A 19,296-nucleotide genomic window follows, 5' to 3' on the forward strand; every position below is an offset into this window, starting at 1 on the left:
GCAGCATAGTGAGAATTTACTCCTTCGCTATCACCTATCACGCACCTCCAAGGTCACCATGTCCATAAATCTTGATGAGCTACTGAAAACCGTAGACGACGAACAATCATTCATCGGCTTCATTGAAGCTCTAGGTATGGATTTCGCCGAGGAGCGTTTGCTGGAGGAGACCTCTCCGTCGTCTCCCTATGGACCGGGGGCGTTGGGGTGGGAAAACGGCTCTATTGATACCTTTCTTGATGCTGCCGCAGCGTGGGCGACTGCCAGCTCACGCAGTTCCCCTGTGAGTGCCAGTAGATCAAACGTATGGCAACGCTGTGCGGCCATTTTGCTCGCTGGTAAATTTTATGAGTGAGCCCAGCCATTGCTGTTCGAAGGACAACGACCGAACGAAGGCTGCCGGTCGTGAAAGTCCACTATCGACTCATACTGTTTTAAACCGCAGGTCTTGAACTGCTCGGCGGTGTTTTCACACAGCCTGGGTCGTTTTCTGCCTGTCGCGACAGGCAGCAATCGGCCGAAGCTGTGTAAAAACGATTTAGAGCAAGTTAAACGGTCAGAACCAGAACGTTACTGGACAATCGAGACTATAGTCGGCCTGGTAATACGCATTCTGCCTGCCTATTTCTCCATACAGGCCTTCATCATCACCCTAAGCTTGGCGGGGTCTGGCTGCTGATTAAAGCGCCCTGCCCAGGTATGTTCGACCTACACCAGCACGGTCAACCAGGCCGACACCAGCAGCAAAAAAGCCAGTGCATGGTTCACGCGTTTGAACGCCTGTGGCGAACCAAAAAACCGAGCACTACCCACGCCGAGCAACGCCCACAGAGTCATGCACGGCAAAGAGACCAACAGGAACACCAGCGACAACAACACCAGCCGCATGGTCTTGTCGCCGCCACCGGCAAACACGCTCACCACCGCCACCGCCATCATCCAGACTTTGGGGTTGAGCAATTGCAGGGTGGCGGCACCGAACACACTCAGGCCCTCGTCGCGCGGGGTAGTCGGGTTCAGGGACGGCGGCGCGCTTTGAAAGATCTGCCAGGCCAGCCAACTCAACCAGAACACCCCGGCCCAGGCCATCGCCTGCTGCACTCGCGGAAACCGCAGCAGCGTCTCGCCCACGCCGAGCCCGACGGCAAACACAATCAGCGCCGCCGCCACGCATGCGCCAAAAATGAGGGGTAGCGTGGCACCTAGCCCCCACCGCGAACTGTGGCTCAGCACCAGAATATTGGTCGGCCCCGGGGTGATCGAGGCAACGAACGCAAACAGCAGGAAAGGCAACAACGATTCCATGGCTCAGACTCCCTGAGGACACATCGAAGGCGCAGAAAGGAACAGCGAAAAAGACATGGCATGGACTCCTTGATCAGATAGGAGGCCATGGTCGCGGGTCAGCGGGATTCAGTCTGGAAGGTTTGAGCAGCGCTTGCGGTAGTCCGCTGGCGTGAGCTGGTAGGCACGGCGGAACCAGCGCCCCATATGGCTTTGATCGGAGAACCCGAGAGCACTGGCCACCTGCGCCGGCGACTCGCCCCGCGCCAGTAGCTGCCGCGCCTTGGCCAGGCGCAGCTGGATCAGATAAGCATGAGGCGCCAGCCCAAAGGCTGCCTTGAAGGCCCGCGTCAAGCGAAAGCGATCAACACCACAGGCTTGAGCCAGATCATCCAACCCGATGTCCTCGTAGACATGGGCATGCAGATAGTCACGCGCAACCTGGGCCACCAACGGCAGACGCGGATCAAAGGCCTGCCGCTTGCGCCAATCAAGGTGGCAAGTGAGCGCCCCCAACAAGGTATCGATGGCGCTCTGGCGCACGATGCGCAAGTCACCCTCATGGAGCACGTGGAAGGCTTGATAAATGGCAGTGGCCAGGCCCGGATCCTGGCTCAGGGTGTCGGCAAAGCCCGGCTGACTATCGGCTGGCGCGTGCTCGAACAACGCATGCAACTCCCGTTCAAGCCAGTGCGGATCGAGGTAGAGCATGGAATAGGTAAACCCTTCCTCGGTCGGCGCATGCCCATCGTGGATTTCCCCCGGCTCCAGCATGAATACCTTGCCCGGCGTACTAAGATGGCGAACGCGTCGGCAATTGAACTGCTGCACCCCCTGTTCGGTGACCCCCACCAGAAAACTGTCATGCCAGTGCGGATCGTAGGCATGCCCCTGAAAATGGGCACGAATCGATTCAATCCCGGTATCGGCATCCTGGGACAGCTCAATCCAGTTGCGTTTATCCACGGAAGGCTCCAGAGGTATGGTTCAGCTTTGAACTGTGCGGGCGACTAAATTACCGCGCTTTTGAAAAGAACGTTTAGAAGATTTGTGCGGTTTGATGCTGAGCCATAGCTGCCTATGCTGAAAGGCAGAAAACGGGTCGATCTCCGTCAGTCGTGATAGGCAGAAAGCCACCAGAAACAGCCTTTCGCGGATAGAAATCGACCAGCAGCTGACCGCGTTTATAGGTAGAGATCGGTCACTTGCTCATCACGAGGGCGATCGCGAGCACAACTACGGAGGCTCATTGAAGGGATCGCCCTTAAACCAAGGGTGTATCAAGGCCAAATCAAATGAAGCCTCAATGATCACCTCTGCCCACCCTCTTAGGGTTGATAAATCCTCAACTCCTCGGCAGTAGTTAACGCCTGAAAGCATGCCCCTTGGCTATCGAAACAATCAACAGCGCTGGTAGCAACAATGCCAGCGCTACCCAGGGAATAGCACCTGCCCCCCATGTTTCCAGGAAAATGCCGCCGATCACACCACTGCCTGCAAACGCCAGATTGAAGACGGTCACCAACATTGATTGCGCAATATCAGCGCCGTCACTGGCAACATCAGCCAAGGAGGTTTGCAATAAGGTTGGCGCACCACCGAAGCTCATCCCCCACAGGACGATGCCGATATAGATCGCACTGACGGGCAGCTCACCCAGGCCCAGGGCAAACGAAACCAGGATGAATGCTGTCAGGCTGAGCAGTACCAGACTCCGAAGCCTGTCATCAATCAGCGTGCCGATCATCCATAGACCGAACAAGGCCGCAATACCGAATGAAAGGAGGCCCCGATCTATCTGATCGGCCAATCCAACAGAAGCCAGGAACGCAGCAATATAGGTATAGAGGGTGTAGTGAGCCAGGATCCAGAGCATGACCACCGCCAGCACGGGCCGCACGCCCGGGGTTTGCAGGACCCTGCGTAGCGGCAAGCGTCGATCGGAGCGTTGTCCGGGATAATCAGGCACTTTCAGATATATCCAGGCCATCAGCAAAAGGCTGAGTCCTGAGAGAGTCCCGAACACACAACGCCATCCCAGCAGCTTGCCGAGCCAGGCACCTAGCGGTACGCCTAGGGCAAGTGCCAAAGGGATGCCGAGCATGGCCAGCGCCATTGCGCGACCGTGCTGCTGTGGGGCGACCAATCGTCTGGCATAGCCGGCCAGCAGGCTCCAGGCCAGACCGGTTGCGATACCCACCACGAAGCGGGCAGCCAGCGTCAATGAAAACCAGGGCGACAGGGCGGTCACCGCATTACAGGCGCAAAACACCCCGACAGCCAGTAATAGCACCAAGCGCCGACGCCAGCCCTGCAAAGCGAGAGTCAATGGAATAGCCGCTAACCCTGAGCCCAGCGCACATAGGGTCACCATCTGACCAGCCCACGCTTGCGACACACCAAATGCCTCGGCGATTTGCGGCAAAAGTCCTGCTGGCACCGTTTCGTTGGCGGTGGCGATAAAGCTCCCCATTGTCAGCGCCAACAGGGCCGCCAATGGGAGACGCCCAGTAGTGAGGTATTCGGTATTGCCCGATGTCGTGAAAGAGCCATTTTCAAATTGCGATTTGCTGGTCATGACCTGTGCTCAGAGGAATGGGAGACGTGAGTGTGATGAATTGCTACGGATTTGATAATTGGTCTACCATTTGATGAACCATCAAATTTGAATTGAATATGGCTACTGACCGATTGGGCGACATGCGTTTGTTTGTCGAAGCGGCAGCACTCGGCAGCTTGTCTGCCGCAGGGCGCAAACTGGCGCTGTCGCCGGCCGCGGCCAGCGCGCGACTTATCAAGCTTGAGGCGGCGCTGCGCACCAAGTTGTTTGATCGCACAACGCGTCAGTTGCGCCTCACGGAAGAAGGTCGGTTTTATTTGCAGCAATGCTGGGTCGCATTGCGGGCTATCGATGAGGCGGAAGCTGGGCTTCAAGCCAGTCAAACAGAGGTGCGTGGCAAGGTCCGGATATCCGCATCCGCCGATTTTGGCCGCAATCTTTTAAATGACTGGCTTGAGACATTCAGTACATTGCACCCGGAACTGTACGTCGCACTGACGTTGTCGGACTCGGTGTCAAATCTGGTGCAGGACGATGTCGATCTGGCAATCCGGTTTGGACAGCCCCATGACAGCTCGATGATCGCCAGGCAGTTGGCTCCCAACTGGCGAGTACTGTGCGCTTCGCCTGATTATCTGGCGCGATACGGTGAACCCCAAACCCCTACTGACTTGCCTAGCCACAAGTTCATCGTGCTGGTGACGTCTGCAGGTCCATTGAACACCTTTCACTTTGTGGTGGATGGTCAGGAATGGAACCACACCGTTCCCATGAGCCAGGCATGGGAAACCAACGACGGCGCCCTCGCGCGCGCATGGGCGTTGGCTGGACATGGCATCGCACGCAAGACTATTTGGGATGCGGCAGCCGATATCCGTGCTGGACGACTGAAGGTCCTGTTACCTGACTTTTGTGTCCGAGAGGCCGGCGTCTACGCGGTATTACACGGCAATCGTTACCGGATTCCCCGCGTGCGTGTATTGCTGGATTTCCTTACCGACCATTTTGATCGCGCAACCGATGAGCTGTTGTTCGACCTTAAAGTACCTAATGCCTGATGTTAGGAGGTTGTAAGCCACGCCATACCGGATAAGAGTTGCCGTCAAGTGCGCAATGAGGTTGCCTAGGTCGGGGGCAGACAATTTCCAGTAAGTTGAATGGCCCTCTGGTCTCGTAGACACATCTGACTGGCTGCTGGAGTGTCCGCTATGGGTCCAGGCTGTGTAAAAACGCAGGCCTCGTTTTGAAGTCTGTGTCGCTAAGTAAAATCTGACCGTGATTGGCAGATCAGTGGTCCTGAAATGTGCGTAGGAACGCGGTTTTCGTTCCGATTCGAACCTTCAAACCTGCTCTAAAACGTTTTTACACAGCCTGGGTCGAAAGCGGTCCCTCGCCAGCGGCTGCTTTCGACCCGATCACTGAAGCGATTACTGACCAAGCCTGATCCTTACATGCAAAATGCTGTCTCTGGCATCGTGTTGGATGGCAAGGGCTTCGCCCGTGTTCGCGGTGGTGCGGCACTCCGGTAAGCCCACTCCCACAGGAGTCGCGAATACTTTCGGTAACCCTTCGATCGGCTAGCTTGCGGCTTGGCTACAGGCAGCTTCGGGTCGATTGCTACCATCAACGACTGACGACCTCTGACCCAGTGCTTATGCGCCATGCGTAGGACTAGCCCACTGCCCGATAAAGTCGCCAACTCTCCGCTCAATGTCACTCTCAACTGTCCGCAGCCGCAGAATAGGAATGCCACTTCTAGCCAAAATCTCATTTTTCATGGCGTCCCGAGCTGCCTGCACGGGTCGGTCGTGGTACCCGCCATCAACCTCGATCACCCCTATCGGTTTTTTGCCCACTTTGAAATAGATCACGAAATCGCAACTGGCGCGCCTCATGAACGCCCGCTGGGGCTCCGTCCAGTCGAGGCTACCCGGCGATGCAAGCTTATCCAGCTGGATCTGTGTGTGGTACTTCAATGCCTGGCACGCCGGGGCTGACAGCGCTTCACGCAGCAACTGTGCCACGATCTGCTCGGACTTGTAGCGTGAATCCTCGGGCCGCAGGCGGGCGTCCAAGCGTGCCAGAGACTGGTCGTACTCGCGGTACAGCAAGTCGAATGCCGACACCACCGGCGCGCGTACGATCTGATCGTCCTGCGCGTAATAGCTGATGTAGCGAATCAGCGCGGCGATGTGGCCATTGTTGTCAGTGAACACCTCGTCGCCAGTCACCAGGGTGAAGCGATGTTTGGCCCGCGAAACTGCCACGTTGATCATGCGTGGGTCGTCGACGAAATCCAGGCGTGTTCGCGCCTGGTTGTAGCGCTTCTTGTCCAGCACGGTGGAGAAGACGATCTCGTCGCATTCGCGCCCCTGAAACTTGTGCACGGTGTCCTTGACGAAATCCGTCGGCAAGTGCGTGTCGGAAAGGTTGACTTGCGCCCGGAACGGGGCGATGTAACCGCGGCCTTCGCCGTCCATACCGACGGGCGGCCCCTCGTCCCCAAGCACCTTCAGCAGGGAGTCCAATTCCCGAAGGTTGGTGTTCTTCCTGGCGTGGTTGCCCTTGGCTGTCACCACCAGACGCAGGGGGGCTTCGCCCTTGTCCTCGGTCATCGGCACCAGTGCGTTGTCGTAGAACTGCTGGTTGCAGAACTGGATGATCCTGGGGTGGCAGCGGTAATGTTCTTTCAGCAGGGTTCTGGGCAGCGTGTCCTGAAACACGGCAATGCACGAATCCAGCAGGCTGTAGTGCTCGCAATCGTAGACTTCGGCGGGCGCTTGAAGCCCCAGTGCCACAGGGATATGCGGCAACTGGCGGTTGTCTCCAACGACGATCAGGTTCTTTGCGCAGCCCAGTGGCAGGATGCCCGGCACGATGTCCTGCAAAGAGGCTTCGTCGATGATCACGTAGTCGAGGACCGCTCCCGGCGCGATCGAATTGACGATGGAGTGCGTGCCGCTGCCCAGGATAGGGAAGCGCTGCAAGAAGACATCGAAATGCCTGCGGTAAGTTTTGACATCAAAGCTGTCCGACGGCGGTACCTGAAGTTGCAGATGCTGCTTGAGATGGTGCATCGATGCTGTTGTCAGTTCTTTCAGCAGGGCCGTGAAATTCGCGCGTGCCAACGATTCACGGCACGCCCGCAGCTCCGCTTCCTTGTCCCGTAGCGACTTGTCGTAGTAATGCATCTGCAGTGCATGGAAAACGGCCATGCGCGCCTCGCCCTCGGTAAATGGCTTGGTGCGAAAGATTCTGAATTTGAACAGAAGCTCGATACGGTCTTTGAGATGAATGCGCTGCTCGCCGAGGTACGCCAGGTAGGCCATGAGGTCCGCAGTCTTGCGCGGTGTCAGGCCGTACTTGTCGAGCGAGACTGTGGCCTGTACATCGCTTTCTGCCTGCCACTGCTGCAGGTAGCGCCGCTCGATGACCAGCTCGTCCAGCTCGATTTGCAGTTGTGCCGCCCTGTTGTGGTCTTGCAGGTGCTGCTTCAAGCGGGTCAGCAAGGCCTGGATTTCATCTAGGGATGGTGCCGGCTCGGGCGCGTTTGATGGCCAAGCAGGCAGATCGGCAAAGAAGGCCTCACGTTTGTCCTGGTTGCCAAGCTTGGCGACCAAGTAGCCCAGGCCGTATTTCTCCAGCTTTTCGTAGACGTTTTCCACGGCAGCATTGTTGTTGGACAGCACCGCTACCGTCTGCCCACGTAACAGAATATTGGCGAGGATGTTGAGGATCGTCTGGGTCTTGCCGGTCCCTGGCGGGCCTTCGATCACGCTGATTTGCGCGCTGAACGCCCGCTCGACCGCCTGAAGCTGACTCTCGTTAAGCCCGAACGGATAGATGAGCCCCTGACCCGGCGCCAGCGTGCCGTTTCGCCCCGTACAATAGGCTTGCAGGGCAGTGCCAGCGATGGCGGGCAGTTTTCCGAGCTGGCGCACCACATTGTCGGCAATTTCACGATCAGTTTTCGACTCAGCGTGATCCTGTCGGGCATTCGCCACGAGAGTGAAATAGCGGAAGACCGGCGTTTCCTTCATCGATGTCGGGGCGGTAAAGCCGATACCGTCCATCATGTAGACATAGGGCTTTTCGGCGCCCGGGTAGTGCACGACGGCATATCGCTCGCCGTAAATCGTAGCTTTGGCAATGGGCGTGACGATCGTGCTGCCGGGCTTGTGCAGCAATACATTGGTCAACTCGCGGGTGGGCGAAACTTGGCAGTTACTGAGCGCACGGGTGTATTTTTTCTTGGAGGGGAAGTGACAGGTCAGTTCCAGGGCTTCGTATTTGTCGCTCCAGCGAATCGCCCAGTCGCTGATCTTTGCGGTCTTGTCCTCACCATCCACCTGAATCGAAACCATATTCCTTATCCCTATGCGCATGACATCCGGCTTCGCCTCGCGCCGAATGTTACTTTCTCCAAGATGAGTCATATTGCCATCATTGCGTGCAGGATCGATAGCCGGTTCTGCACTGCGACGGCCAGCGTGAATTCGTCGGCCGCACCACTCATGCCCCGTAGTCGCAGGCGATCCAGTTTCAGGATGCGCTTGAAGCGGGCAAACAGCATTTCGACCTTCTTGCGCTCATGGTGAGAGCGCACGTACTCCGGCGTTGCTGCAATGCGCCGAGCCACATCACGAGCGGCTTCATGGACGCTGCGAGCAATCTTGCGAATCGAGGTGTTCGGACAGCACTTGGCTTTCAGCAGGCATGTCGCGCAGTCGGTCTGCCTGGATCGGAAGATGATGGTGTTGGCTTTGGTGACGTGCGAACGCTCGTCTTGAAGACTCGCCATTCGCTGCGTAATACGTTGCCGGCCGGGCAGCGGTATTCCTCGGCCTCTTCATTCCAGTGGAAATCGTTACTCGAAAAGCTGTCGTTCTTGCGCTCAGTTTTGTCCCACACCGGCATATGCGGCTCGATGTCTTTTTTCTCCACCATCCAGGCCAGCATCGGCGCAGTACCGTAAGCGGTGTCGCCAATGAGGCGCTCTGGCTTGATGTCGAACTGCACTTCGACCCGATCGATCATCGTCTTGGTGCTCTCGACTTCTGGGGTTCGATGAGCCGGTGTGGGTTCCACATCCATGATCACGCAGTGCTCGCCATCCATCGACTGGCACGCTTGCTCAAGCTGTGTGCAATCAGCTCTTGCTGCGGTCAACCCAAGCTTTGGATGACCTCATCCACGAAGTGTCGGAGCTTTGCTGAAGGGCGACGGTCGGCGGGGTAGATCAGGTTGACAGGGTAGATGGGGCCTTCGAAGTTCTCAAAAAGTACGACCAACTCACCTCGTCGCACGTAGGGCGTCAGCACGTCCTCGACGCAGAGCGTAATACCGAAACCCGACAATGCGGCGTTCACCTTGGCCATGGTGTTGTTTACTTTCAGTCGACTCGCAATGGGGATCGTGAACGTCTGCATATCTTTAGTGAATCGCCAGAGCTTGTCTGTCATTCGATCGGAAAACAGGTAGCCCAGACAGTCATGGTCCACGAGCTGCTCAGGATGGAGCGGGACCCCTTTGCGCGAGAGATAAGCGGGGGATGCGCAGGCTAACATCCTGAAAGGTTTCAAACCGCGTTGAACCAGAGCTGCACTGTCGGCCAGCTGAGGTTTTCCCAGCCGGAAAACGACTTCGTAGCCTTCTTCCACGACATTCACGAACCTGTCCGTCAACTCCAACTCGATTTCCGTTTCGGGGTAACGCGTCAGGTATTGGGTGAGGAACGGGATCAGTCGATGAGAGCCATAATTATACGGCGCACTGATCCTTATTTTTCCTCGCGGTGTTGAGTTCGCTGCCAAGGCCAGAGCATCGGCGTCATCAACGTCGCTCAGAATGGCTTTGCAGCGTGAGTAATATTCCCTGCCCACGGCAGTCAAGCTTTGACGGCGAGTGGTTCGCGTGATCAATTTGAGGCCTAGCTCAGATTCCAGATTGCCGACCTGTTTGGCAATCAATTGCGGGGTCACGCCTAACAAGGCAGCGGCTGCCGAGAACGAGTCTGATTCGGCTGCCGCCACGAACGCTGCCATGCTTTTCAGCTTGTCCATATCTACAACCTTTAGTTGTCAATGTTATTAAATCTTGAGCATTTATCTTCAAGATCTTGCTGTTCATCATGCCTCTGGTCAATCAAAGTAATAGCGCCTTGCGCTTCGTAGAGCGGAGATTATGAATTGGTGAACATATCGCATGAAACGGCAGCGGATACCGAGCGCCGACTGCTGCACGTGACCTCTCAGGCGCGCGTCCGGTTCTTTCCTGGCACATATACGTTTTTGGAGTTTCCCTTGTCATCGTTTCCTGGTGCGGCATATCCCGACGCACTGGCGCTCGTTCGAGACGACAAGGTATGGAGTCAACTGGTCCCTTGCGACGACATCGAGCGAGAACTGTTCGGCGTCTTCCGTTTCCATTTCCCTGAAAACGTAGACAACAGCGGATTCGTGGGCTGGTTGGCGATGCGTCTGAAGCGGCATTTTGGAACTGGCGTTTTCGTCACTTGCGGCCAAAACAGAGATGAGGGCGGGATATTTGATTATTGGGGCGTCCCGGCCAGCCTTGCTTCGGGTGTCTTCGCAGAGATCCAGGCTTTGGTTGATGGCCGAGCGGCCGGGGAAATGGGAGTTTCCCGGTAGCGGATATGGTCGCGCGTGCCCAAGTGTTCGCTTTTGGCCGATTGAATAGCAGCCGTTCCCGGAAGACCTAAACCGGCCAAAAAGTGGATGATTTGAGTCGAGAAAATAAATCAAGGAACCGCGGTACGCGGTCCCAGAGAGCGAAGCGAACGGCTTGAACCGCTTGTTATACGTTAACCCTGTAACTCAAGGTGCCTCATCGCCTGTGATCCCTCGGAATCCCCAGCAATGACTTGGTTGCTCAAATATTGTGATTTCAACGTCAACCGGATTTATAGCCAAGTTTCGCTCAAAGTCTGTAAATATTTGCTTTATGAGCTTCTTTTTTGTTTCTTCCGTTCGCCCAGAAATCATGCTTATTTCGATTACTGTGTATTTTTCAGATCTGCCGCCGGGGTAATAGAAATTAGTTTTATCTAGCGGGACGAAACGGTGAGCACGCTTGTCTTCGGGTAACCCAAGAACGGTAGTCATGCAATTATGTAGCACATCGGACATCTGTGCTTTTTTGGCATTTAAATTGTAGTCAATTCCATAGACGGTGATCATTGCGATTCCTTGCAAGCGTATAACTACTATAGGTGACATGCCATGTCGCGATGGCGTGCCGTATAAAGTTCCTTGTCGTCCTGTAAGTCCTTGTCTAGCTTTGCCATCACCGAGTCCATCCCATTGCTTTTGGCCGATTTCTGCCGTTCGTTAAGGGCAGAAATCGACCAGTAGCGGTCGCATTCGACAGGCGAACTTCTGAGCGCCTCGCTCAGATATGCAGCCAAGCCAGCGAACCCAACATGACGCCAACACCCGCGGCCCCAAACGAGAGCCGCTTGAGCCATTCCTTACGCGTCAGCAAGGTAATGGCCGCCAGTGAAATTGCTATTTGAATCGCTGTCATTGCCTGGGCCCAGCGGTGATGCTGATGCAACGCCTGCTCTGACTTCTCGTCCCACTCCCTTGCCCGTTGTTCGAATGCTTCAGCCTTCTTGCGCGCCTCCTCCTTCTGTTCCCCGTACCGCCGCGCCTCAGCAACATAATGGGCGGAATCCAGCCCAGGGAGATGGCTTGCCAGATCCGACAGGTTCTGCCGGCTGGACTTGGCCTGGTAATAATTCCACTCGTTGGCGGCTTCGGTTTTCTGGATAGCGGCGTTGTTTTTGTCCATGGCCGCCTCATTCTCCGTTGAGCCGGCCTGATAGCTCATCAGGGCGCCGACGGTCGCCATGATGGCTGTCATCACCGCAATCTTGCTGGCAAAGCTGTCGCCTTGTGCATGCGCATGATGGGTGGTGTGCTCAATGTGTTGCTCGTGTGGGCTGGGGACTTCGAACTCTTCAGGCATGGGTGTCGATCTTGGAGGTGTTAGTGGAGATGGACAGCATTATGAATTGTCCCTGATTCTTTGGACACAATTGACTGGCAGCCAGTGGTCCAAAGTGTGTAAAAAGCCACTGATCTCGATAACGCTGTGCAAGACTCTTATTTCGATGGACGTTGAGGTCACAAACGACCTTAGCTCTTAGTACATCTCACCCGTGACGATCACCGTCCACAGGACTCGCGAGGAAGCACATGATCGATGGTTCCGCCGTTTTGACAGTCTTTTTGGTCTACTTGGCCGGCGTCGTTATCCCCGGGCCAAATTTCGTTGCGGTGGTCCATAAAGCGGTGGCTGCTACGCGGTCAGAAGCTCTGGCTTTGGTCGCGGGCATCGTACTGGTCAACTTGTTCTGGTCCACCTGTGCAATTGCAGGTCTCGGGGTTGTATTTGCTGCGCTCCCTTGGGCTGCGCTTGTTGTAAAGGTTCTGGGCGCCGCCTACCTGATGTGGTTCGGATTCCGACTGCTGATCAACGCAGGGAAGAATGCGCTTGGCCCGCTAAATGATGCCATCGCCGGCAGTTGCCGGCAGTCCTTCATTCAGGGTGTGGTTACCAATATTGGCAACCCCAAGTCCATGGCTTTCTATGCCGCTGTCTTTTCAGCCGCAGCCCCCGCCCACGTTTCGCCAGGCACGTTTTTGTCGATGCTGGCAGTTGTCGTGGTGGTTTCAATGACCTGGTATGGAATGGTCGCAATCGCTCTTTCGCAACCCAAGATCGCTGCCGGGTATCAAGGGAGGAAAAAAGCAATTGATCGACTGTGCGGTGGGTTGATTTTGTCTTTGGGGATTCGCCAACTGGTTTAGCAATCCTCTCCTTTATCCGAGAAGAAGGAGACACACTTCGCGATGTCTTCCCCGCTCCCCTCCCCGGCTGCGTACAGTTCTTCTCGATGGGTCAGGGCCTGGAGCCCACGTCCATTTCGCAGGCCCGCGACAGTGCTTGCGTATCGATATACTCCCGGATGTTCGTCAGCTTTCCATTTCGCACGGTAATGGCGAAGACCCAATCGTCCTCCCACGTTTTATTCGTGGCTTTGATTCTCCCCTTGGCGAAGCCGACGACCAGAACCCGGTCACCCTGCGCCACGTATTCATGGAACTCCATGACAGAGGTTTCCATCTTTTCGGAAGCCTTCTGAAGCAGATCTTCCAATTCCGCGTGCCCGCGATGCGTGCCAGCCAGCGGCCAGTCCTCGCCCGGAATGATCCATTCAATATCTTCGGAAGTCAGCGCCATTAGACCTCGCCTATCGCTGCGGCCCATTGCAGTAAAGAAGTCCTTAACAACCTGAACATTCTTTTGTGTGTTCATCAAAATCTCTCCGCTTCTCTCGCATCTGCTCGCGTCCGTTCTAATCAGATACCTTGTGGACCTGCCGGTGAGGGGCGTGGTGTCGGAGACTCAGCCGATATCGACTTTCAAGGCGATGTCCCAAGTGCCGGCGCCGTTTTTCGCCAGGCCGATCATCATCAGGCCGAGCGCCTCGAGCGTCTGGGCCATGTGCAGGCCACCAACATCCAACGGACGCAGCCCGAGACTTTCGATGAACGTCGAGACGCGTGCCTTGGCCTGCGGGTCGTCGGCGGCGATGAACGCATCGAGGGGGCCTCCCTTGGCAAGGACGTGGCCGAAAAGGGTGTTGAATGCCTTCACGACATGCGCGCTGGCGGGGGCGATCCTGGCGATCTCCTGCGCACCAGAACTGCCGGCGGGAGAGACGAGACCCGTGAGGTCCGGCGAGGCCGTGTTGGTGATGTCGATGATCACCTTGCCGTCGAGTGCGTCTCCGTAATCGGTCACCACCGAGGCCGCACCGGTGTAAGGCACGGCGAGGATGACGATGTCGCCAGCGGGCGCGGCCCCATAGGTTCCTGTGGTCGCTCCTGCTGCGAGCTTGTCGACCAGCACCTGCGCCTTGGTGGGGTCGCGGCTGACCACCTCGACGGTGTGTCCAGCTTTGGCGGCACGAACGGCAATGGCCGCAGCCATGCCTCCTGAACCGATGATGCTGATAGTGCTCATGTGTAATCTCCAAATGAGTTGGGGTATTGCCCGCAATCTCTGAACGGGCTTCCCCCGGTTGGTATCCCGTGTTGTGCCGGGCTCGTTGCGACCCGGCGAACAGCCTCAGCTCACTCAGGCGGCAGGGAAGTAATGGCCATTGTCCATATCGGCAAACAGGCCCGGCTGCATTGGTGTCCAGCCGAGCATCCGGCGCGTGATATCGCTCGACGCCGGGGTATCCAGCGTCACCAAGTTCGCGAGGAAGCCGAAGAAACCCGGCCCCATCATTACGTCCGCAGGAATGGGCACGACGGGAAGGTTCAGACGGCTGCCAATGGCCTGCGCGATCTCGCGATACGGGATAGCCCCTTCGGCAACCGCATGCCAGGATCTGCCAGCGGGCCCCTTCTCCAGCGCCAGGCGGAACAGGGTAGCGAGGTCGCGGGCATGCACTGCCGCCCACCGGTTGGAGCCGTCGCCGGGGAAGCCAACGACGCCCTTTTCCTTTGCTTGCCCGATGAGGACCTGAAGGAAACCGGCCTTGTCGGTTGAGCTGTGCATGATTTCAGAAATGCGCACGACCGAAGACCGTACGCCCCGCTCTGCGAGACCGATTACAGTCAGCTCCACGATGTTACGAACCCGCAGGGAGCCCTTATATTGATCGCCAGCCGGAGAAAGAGCCGGATCCTCCTCGGTCGCCGGTCGGCTCTGGAGCGGCCCAGGAACCGGCCAACCCTCGTTAGTCGGCGAACCGATGCTGCCTGACACGACCAGCGGCTTTCCCGTTCCAGCCAGTGCATCACCGTATGCGAGCATGATCTGGACCTCCGCTGCGGCAACAGCGTCGATCCCGCCGACCGGAAGCAGGTCTTGTCGGTGCGCGACGTGGATTACGCCGTCGGCGGCTGCAGCCGCCTCCTTGAGCCCCTCGAGATCATCGAGATCACCGCGACGCACCTTTGCGCCGAGCGCAGTGATCGCCTCCGCCGCGCTGTCTGACCGGGCCAAAGCGGTGACCTCGTGGCCGGCAGCGATGAGGTCGGAGATGATGTATGGACCGGAATGGCCGGTCCCGCCAGTTACGAAAACGCGCATGTTGGTGTTCCTTGTAAGTGGGATAAAAAATGGTGCTGCGGGTGCGGTCAGCCGAGAAGGCTGACGCCGATTGAGAAGTGCGTGTGCTTGACGGAGTGGGCAATGAGGCCCAGCGAAAGCAGGCAGGCGTGCTCCAACGTTCGCGCCATGAGCAACGGCCCGGTGTCCATCGGGCGTAATCCGAGGCTCTCGATGAATGCCGAGACGCGTGCCTTCGCCTGCGCGTCGTCTCCAGCGATGAACACGTCCAACGGGTGGCCCTCGACAGGACCGGCAGCCAGGACGTGGGAGAAATGGGTGTTGAACGCCTTGATGACTTCGGCGTCGGCTGGGGCTGCTTTGGCGATTTCCTGCGCGCCGAAACTATTCTCAGGAGTCACAAAGCTTGTGAAGTCGGGGGCGACGGGGTTGGTGATGTCGACAAGAAGCTTGCCTGCCAATTCTTCGCCGTACTGCTTCACCACGTCGAGAACGACTGAATAGGGAACCGCCAGAATGACAATATCCCCGGCCGGCGCGGCGCCGAACGTTCCTGTCGTCGCGCCGGCTCCGATCTGCTCGGCCAGCGCCCGCGCCTTGATGGCGTCACGACTCATCACCTCGACGGTGTGTCCGGCTTGGGCGGCAAGGCCGCCGATCGCTGCGGCCATGCCACCTGAGCCGATGATGCTGATAGTGCTCATGCGCAGTTTCCTTGCAGGTATGGGGGTTGATCATTCCATGGCTGCTGGTGCGATCCGGCGAACTCATTCAACGTGCGATCCATGCTGGTCGCTTTACTTGCAAATAGCAAGTGATCTATGGAATTTTACTTGCGACATGCAAGCGATGCTAAGATCCAGCCATGAAGACAACTCTTAAAGAAGACTTTCGATCCCATTGCGCGGTGAACTACGGCGTGGAGATTTTTGGCGACCGGTGGTCGCTCTTGATCATTCGCGACATCGTTTTTGTTGGAAAGAAGACGTATGGCCAGTTTCTGAAATCGGAAGAGGGAATCGCGACCAATGTTCTTGCTTCCCGACTTGCCTTTCTTGAGGAGCAAGGCGTTCTCTCGAAGGCGCCCAGCCCCGACGACAGACGCAAGGACTTTTACACGTTGACCGAGAAGGGCCTGGACCTCATTCCCATCGTGATCAACATTGTGCTCTGGAGCGCGAAGCATGATTCGAAGTCGTACGTGCGGCGCCACGAGGACTTAGTTGCTCGATTAAGTCAAAACCCCATGCAGGTGAGCGAGGAAGTGAAGGCGCTGGTCCGCAATGGCGGGTGCCTCTTTCCTGAGAGCGGGGGATGAACAAAGCGGCGAACGCGCCCTGTCACGGCGCGCAAATGAGTTGGTATCGGTTCCGATGACTCAGGTCCGAGGGCTCGCGACCATTTCCGAGGCCCGCGCCAATGCTTGCGTGTCGACGTACTCCCGGATGTTCGTCAGCTTGCCATTGCGAACAGTGATGGCGAAGACAAAATGGTCCTCAAACGTCCTGTTCGTGGCTTTGACTTTCCAAGTTGTGGCCAGGACCGCATCAACATTTACGATCGCGATTCATCAGCCGAACTTGACCAAGTCCTTGAAGATCAGTTGACCCCAGCTATTTCCGCGCGCCTGCACAAGCAGTCCACCTTCCGAAAGCCCACCCAGTTTGATCGGCGAGAAACCGAGATTTTCTGCAAGCGCACCCACTTCCGTTGCGGCGCCGTCATCGTCGCTCGCCAGGAACACGACTCTCCTGCCACCCTGTACGGCCGGATCCTGGCCAAGGACGGCAGCGCCCAAATGATTGAAGCCCTTGACCAGTCGTCCACCAGTAAAGGCCTGCGCGACGACTCTGGAAGATGGCTCTCCTCCCAGTTCTTCAGGGGACACGCCGTAGGCATTGGTCACATCGATGATGGTCTTCCCCTTCCAGGTCGGCAACGCCTTAGCGACATCCGGGTGCGACTCGAAACGGACAGCCAGAAAGACGATGTCCGCCTTGACCGCGTCCGCCAGTTTTTTGGGAATGATCTGAGGTCCGATCGCTGCTGCGACGGATGCAAAGCTTTCCGGGGCGCGCGTGGTTGCAACGGCTACTTCGATGCCGTTGCGGGCAAACGCCTTGGCCAGGGCCTGGCCGATATTGCCGAAACCGATGATTGCGTAGCTCATATATTCTCCTCAGGTTTACCACCCCCGGCGGCGCCAAATAGCGGGCCGGGCGTGGCGAGTCAGATTTGCGCCAGGCCGCCGTCGACGGCGACCTCGCTGGCGGTCATGAAGCTGCTGTCCTGTGACGCGAGAAAGGCAGCCACCGCTCCGATCTCCGCTGGATCGGCCATGCGCTGGAGCGGATTCATCGAGGCGAAGACCTTCATGCCCTCCTCGCCTAGCGCGGCCTTCGCGAGTTCGGTCGCCGTCGGCCCGGGCGACAGCACGTTTACCCGGATGCCGGTGCCCTTCAAGTCCTCCGCCCAGGTCCGCGCGAGGTTGCGCACTGCCGCCTTGCTCGCGCTGTAGACGCTGAATGCCGGGGCGCCCGTGGTGCCGGCGCTCGACCCGGTCAGGATGATCGAACCGCCCTGGCCCATCAGCGGCAGCGCCTTCTGGACCGTGAAGATCGTCCCCTTCACATTGGTTTCGAAGGTTTCGTCAATGTGCTCGGCAGTGAGCTTGCCGAGCGGAAGCGGGCCTCCCGCCCCGGCATTGGCGAAAACGATGTCGAGGGTTCCGCGCTCGGCCTTCACCGCCGCGTAGAGTCGGTCGAGGTCGGCCTCATCGGAGACCGAGCCCTTCACCGCGCGGGCATTGGGCCCAAGTTCGGCCACAGCGGCGTCAAGCGCTTCCTGCCGGCGGCCAAAGATGAAGACGAAGGCGCCCTCCTCGATGAAGCGTTTTGCAGCGGCGAGGCCGATGCCCGTAGCGCCACCGGTGATCACAGCGGTCTTTCCATTCAGTCTGGTCATGTCGTACATCCTTCCTAAGCGTTGTATGGAAGCAGGGAGCTGCTTGCTTGAGAACGACTATGCGGATCTAATAACCTAACGACAAGTATGCACTTTTAGGTAAGTACCCAATATGACCACACCTTCTGAAACCTGCGACCCCGGCTGCGGGCTCAACGCCACGCTGCGCATCATCTCGGGCAAGTGGAAACCGCTGGTCCTGTTTTTCCTGCGCGACGGCCCAAAGCGCTATGGCGAACTCAAGCGTTTGATCCCTGGCGTCAGTGACAAGGTGCTGATCCAGCAATTGAAGGATTTGGAGGCCGATCACGTGCTGGCGCGGACCGACTACAAGGAAGTGCCGCCGCGCGTGGATTACACGCTGACCCCGCTCGGTCGCAGCCTGGCTGACGCGATCATCCCGCTGTGCACCTGGGGAACCGAGAACATAGCGGAAGTGGCAAGCATCTTCGCCAAGCGCGACACGCTGCCCTAGCGGGATGTGGCTCGGCATATTGCAGCGACACCGGAGTACATGCGCTCTCGCCACGAACGCAAGAATCTTGAAATGTTGTTTGCCCACCTCAAGCGCATCTTGAAAGTGGATCGTTTACGACTACGTGGCATGAGTGGCGCAACCGATGAGTTCACGCTGGCCGCCGCAGTGCAGAACCTGCGCCGGCTGGCCAAACTTTTACCGCAAGGGCCACCGGTCACGGGATAGGTGCGCCTGCACCAAGTAATAAATCTCAAATTGACCCAATCCACTAGATAACAAACCTCAAAGAGGCCGAACAATGAGGTCGTCGGCTATTTAAGCCGCGGAGCCCTAGAACTTTTCTCTTTTTATCGGTCTATGTGGACAGGCACATCCTCGGTAAGCGCGACCTCGCAGGCTTCCCGCAGTCAGATGGCCACACGTCCATTGTCAATCAGAGGTTGTCTTCGCTCATGAAATTCCATGACCCACGGATGGTGCTCTTCGGCCTATTCGCGTTCGCGGCAATGGGCTCCGCATCAGCAACACAAATGAAGACCTCAACCCCTGTTTTCGCAACTGAAATGGCAGCCGTTCAGGCTCCGGTCGAGGCCGCCGGCAACCCTTGGCCAACCTTGGCCAGTACGGCCGGCAAACAGCCAGGCCCCTTGCTGGCCCATGACGACCGATACTGGCATGACGGCCGTTGGCACGATCGTAGAGACGATTGGCGCCGAGACGAATGGCGCAGAGAACAGTGGCGCAGAGAGCAGGCCCGTCGAGAAGCTGAACGCCATCGTTATTGGGAGCGCCACGATGATCGGCCCATGCGGCACCGCTACGAGGACGATCACCGCTACTATCGTCGCTAGTCTGGGAATAGAGTCGATGACGCCTTGGGAATGGCGGAACAGACGGA

Annotated in this window: 20 protein-coding genes and 2 pseudogenes; 8 read left to right on the forward strand and 14 right to left on the reverse strand. The window is 57.5% G+C overall.

Annotated elements, in window-relative coordinates; all coding sequences use genetic code 11:
- Positions 1-58 precede the first annotated feature (58 nt).
- Complete coding sequence (locus PGR6_RS16615; protein WP_064618392.1) at positions 59-355, forward strand: DUF7660 family protein; 297 nt, start codon at positions 59-61, stop codon at positions 353-355.
- A 353-nt stretch (positions 356-708) separates the two neighbouring features.
- Here PGR6_RS16615 and PGR6_RS16620 read toward each other — a convergent pair whose 3' ends face one another.
- The 3 genes from PGR6_RS16620 to PGR6_RS16630 all read right to left on the reverse strand — a co-directional run bounded on the left by PGR6_RS16620 (position 709) and on the right by PGR6_RS16630 (position 3,862).
- Entirely contained in the window at positions 709-1,305 is a 597-nt protein-coding gene (locus PGR6_RS16620; protein ID WP_064618394.1) for a LysE family translocator, read from the reverse strand.
- Between the two features lie 108 nt (positions 1,306-1,413).
- Positions 1,414-2,250 carry an AraC family transcriptional regulator gene (locus PGR6_RS16625; protein ID WP_064618396.1) on the reverse strand — a complete coding sequence of 279 codons (837 nt, stop codon included), beginning with the start codon at positions 2,248-2,250 and terminating at the stop codon, positions 1,414-1,416.
- A 397-nt stretch (positions 2,251-2,647) separates the two neighbouring features.
- Entirely contained in the window at positions 2,648-3,862 is a 1,215-nt protein-coding gene (locus PGR6_RS16630; protein ID WP_064618398.1) for an MFS transporter, read from the reverse strand.
- A gap of 98 nt (positions 3,863-3,960) precedes the next feature.
- Between PGR6_RS16630 and PGR6_RS16635 the strand changes: the two genes are divergently transcribed.
- Positions 3,961-4,902: a LysR family transcriptional regulator gene (locus PGR6_RS16635; protein ID WP_064618400.1), complete on the forward strand. Its 942-nt coding sequence runs from the start codon at positions 3,961-3,963 to the stop codon at positions 4,900-4,902.
- Positions 4,903-5,496: 594 nt separating this feature from the next.
- Here the strand turns inward: PGR6_RS16635 and PGR6_RS16640 are convergent.
- The 3 genes and pseudogenes from PGR6_RS16640 to PGR6_RS16650 form a co-directional block, all read right to left on the reverse strand.
- On the reverse strand, positions 5,497-8,208 hold the full coding sequence (locus tag PGR6_RS16640; protein ID WP_064618402.1) for an AAA domain-containing protein: 2,712 nt from the start codon (positions 8,206-8,208) through the stop codon (positions 5,497-5,499).
- Between the two features lie 68 nt (positions 8,209-8,276).
- Positions 8,277-8,962: pseudogene (locus PGR6_RS16645) on the reverse strand (transposase); the annotation flags it as partial.
- 47 nt (positions 8,963-9,009) lie between these two features.
- Positions 9,010-9,906 (reverse strand): LysR family transcriptional regulator, encoded by an 897-nt coding sequence (locus tag PGR6_RS16650; protein ID WP_018930328.1) that lies wholly within the window; start codon positions 9,904-9,906, stop codon positions 9,010-9,012.
- A 129-nt stretch (positions 9,907-10,035) separates the two neighbouring features.
- Between PGR6_RS16650 and PGR6_RS16655 the strand changes: the two genes are divergently transcribed.
- Positions 10,036-10,494 (forward strand): DUF6196 family protein, encoded by a 459-nt coding sequence (locus PGR6_RS16655; protein ID WP_230139439.1) that lies wholly within the window; start codon positions 10,036-10,038, stop codon positions 10,492-10,494.
- Between the two features lie 186 nt (positions 10,495-10,680).
- Here PGR6_RS16655 and PGR6_RS16660 read toward each other — a convergent pair whose 3' ends face one another.
- Both PGR6_RS16660 and PGR6_RS16665 read right to left on the reverse strand, forming a co-directional pair.
- On the reverse strand, positions 10,681-11,043 hold the full coding sequence (locus tag PGR6_RS16660; RefSeq protein ID WP_064618406.1) for a tautomerase family protein: 363 nt from the start codon (positions 11,041-11,043) through the stop codon (positions 10,681-10,683).
- Between the two features lie 211 nt (positions 11,044-11,254).
- A complete protein-coding gene (locus PGR6_RS16665; RefSeq protein ID WP_018930261.1) occupies positions 11,255-11,833 on the reverse strand; it encodes a DUF4337 domain-containing protein in 579 nt (192 codons plus the stop codon).
- A gap of 230 nt (positions 11,834-12,063) precedes the next feature.
- On the opposite strand from PGR6_RS16665, the gene PGR6_RS16670 reads away from it, so the two are divergent.
- Positions 12,064-12,678: a LysE family translocator gene (locus PGR6_RS16670; RefSeq protein ID WP_064618408.1), complete on the forward strand. Its 615-nt coding sequence runs from the start codon at positions 12,064-12,066 to the stop codon at positions 12,676-12,678.
- A gap of 91 nt (positions 12,679-12,769) precedes the next feature.
- Here PGR6_RS16670 and PGR6_RS16675 read toward each other — a convergent pair whose 3' ends face one another.
- From PGR6_RS16675 to PGR6_RS16690, 4 genes are all read right to left on the reverse strand, one after another.
- Entirely contained in the window at positions 12,770-13,186 is a 417-nt protein-coding gene (locus tag PGR6_RS16675; protein ID WP_064618410.1) for a nuclear transport factor 2 family protein, read from the reverse strand.
- 90 nt (positions 13,187-13,276) lie between these two features.
- Positions 13,277-13,897 carry an NADPH-dependent F420 reductase gene (locus tag PGR6_RS16680; protein ID WP_064618412.1) on the reverse strand — a complete coding sequence of 207 codons (621 nt, stop codon included), beginning with the start codon at positions 13,895-13,897 and terminating at the stop codon, positions 13,277-13,279.
- A 114-nt stretch (positions 13,898-14,011) separates the two neighbouring features.
- Positions 14,012-14,977: an SDR family oxidoreductase gene (locus PGR6_RS16685; RefSeq protein WP_018930257.1), complete on the reverse strand. Its 966-nt coding sequence runs from the start codon at positions 14,975-14,977 to the stop codon at positions 14,012-14,014.
- Between the two features lie 47 nt (positions 14,978-15,024).
- Positions 15,025-15,660 carry an NADPH-dependent F420 reductase gene (locus PGR6_RS16690; RefSeq protein WP_064618414.1) on the reverse strand — a complete coding sequence of 212 codons (636 nt, stop codon included), beginning with the start codon at positions 15,658-15,660 and terminating at the stop codon, positions 15,025-15,027.
- Positions 15,661-15,821: 161 nt separating this feature from the next.
- Between PGR6_RS16690 and PGR6_RS16695 the strand changes: the two genes are divergently transcribed.
- A complete protein-coding gene (locus PGR6_RS16695) occupies positions 15,822-16,274 on the forward strand; it encodes a winged helix-turn-helix transcriptional regulator (RefSeq protein WP_018930255.1) in 453 nt (150 codons plus the stop codon).
- 252 nt (positions 16,275-16,526) lie between these two features.
- Here the strand turns inward: PGR6_RS16695 and PGR6_RS16700 are convergent, their stop codons facing one another.
- Complete coding sequence (locus PGR6_RS16700) at positions 16,527-17,126, reverse strand: NADPH-dependent F420 reductase (RefSeq protein ID WP_064618415.1); 600 nt, start codon at positions 17,124-17,126, stop codon at positions 16,527-16,529.
- 59 nt (positions 17,127-17,185) lie between these two features.
- Positions 17,186-17,920, reverse strand: a complete 735-nt coding sequence (locus PGR6_RS16705) for an SDR family NAD(P)-dependent oxidoreductase (protein WP_018930253.1) — start codon at positions 17,918-17,920, stop codon at positions 17,186-17,188.
- Positions 17,921-18,032: 112 nt separating this feature from the next.
- Between PGR6_RS16705 and PGR6_RS16710 the strand changes: the two genes are divergently transcribed.
- The 3 genes and pseudogenes from PGR6_RS16710 (at position 18,033) to PGR6_RS30440 (ending at position 19,249) form a co-directional block, all read left to right on the forward strand.
- Positions 18,033-18,395 carry a winged helix-turn-helix transcriptional regulator gene (locus PGR6_RS16710; RefSeq protein WP_064618417.1) on the forward strand — a complete coding sequence of 121 codons (363 nt, stop codon included), beginning with the start codon at positions 18,033-18,035 and terminating at the stop codon, positions 18,393-18,395.
- Positions 18,396-18,623 (forward strand): annotated as a pseudogene (locus PGR6_RS29480) (transposase); the annotation flags it as partial. It lies immediately after the preceding gene.
- A 227-nt stretch (positions 18,624-18,850) separates the two neighbouring features.
- The gene (locus tag PGR6_RS30440; RefSeq protein WP_237229551.1) at positions 18,851-19,249 is read left to right on the forward strand and encodes a hypothetical protein; all 399 of its coding nucleotides are present in this window, start codon (positions 18,851-18,853) and stop codon (positions 19,247-19,249) included.
- Positions 19,250-19,296: the final 47 nt, after the last annotated feature.

The organism is Pseudomonas sp. GR 6-02 (genome assembly GCF_001655615.1).
Classification (GTDB): domain Bacteria; phylum Pseudomonadota; class Gammaproteobacteria; order Pseudomonadales; family Pseudomonadaceae; genus Aquipseudomonas.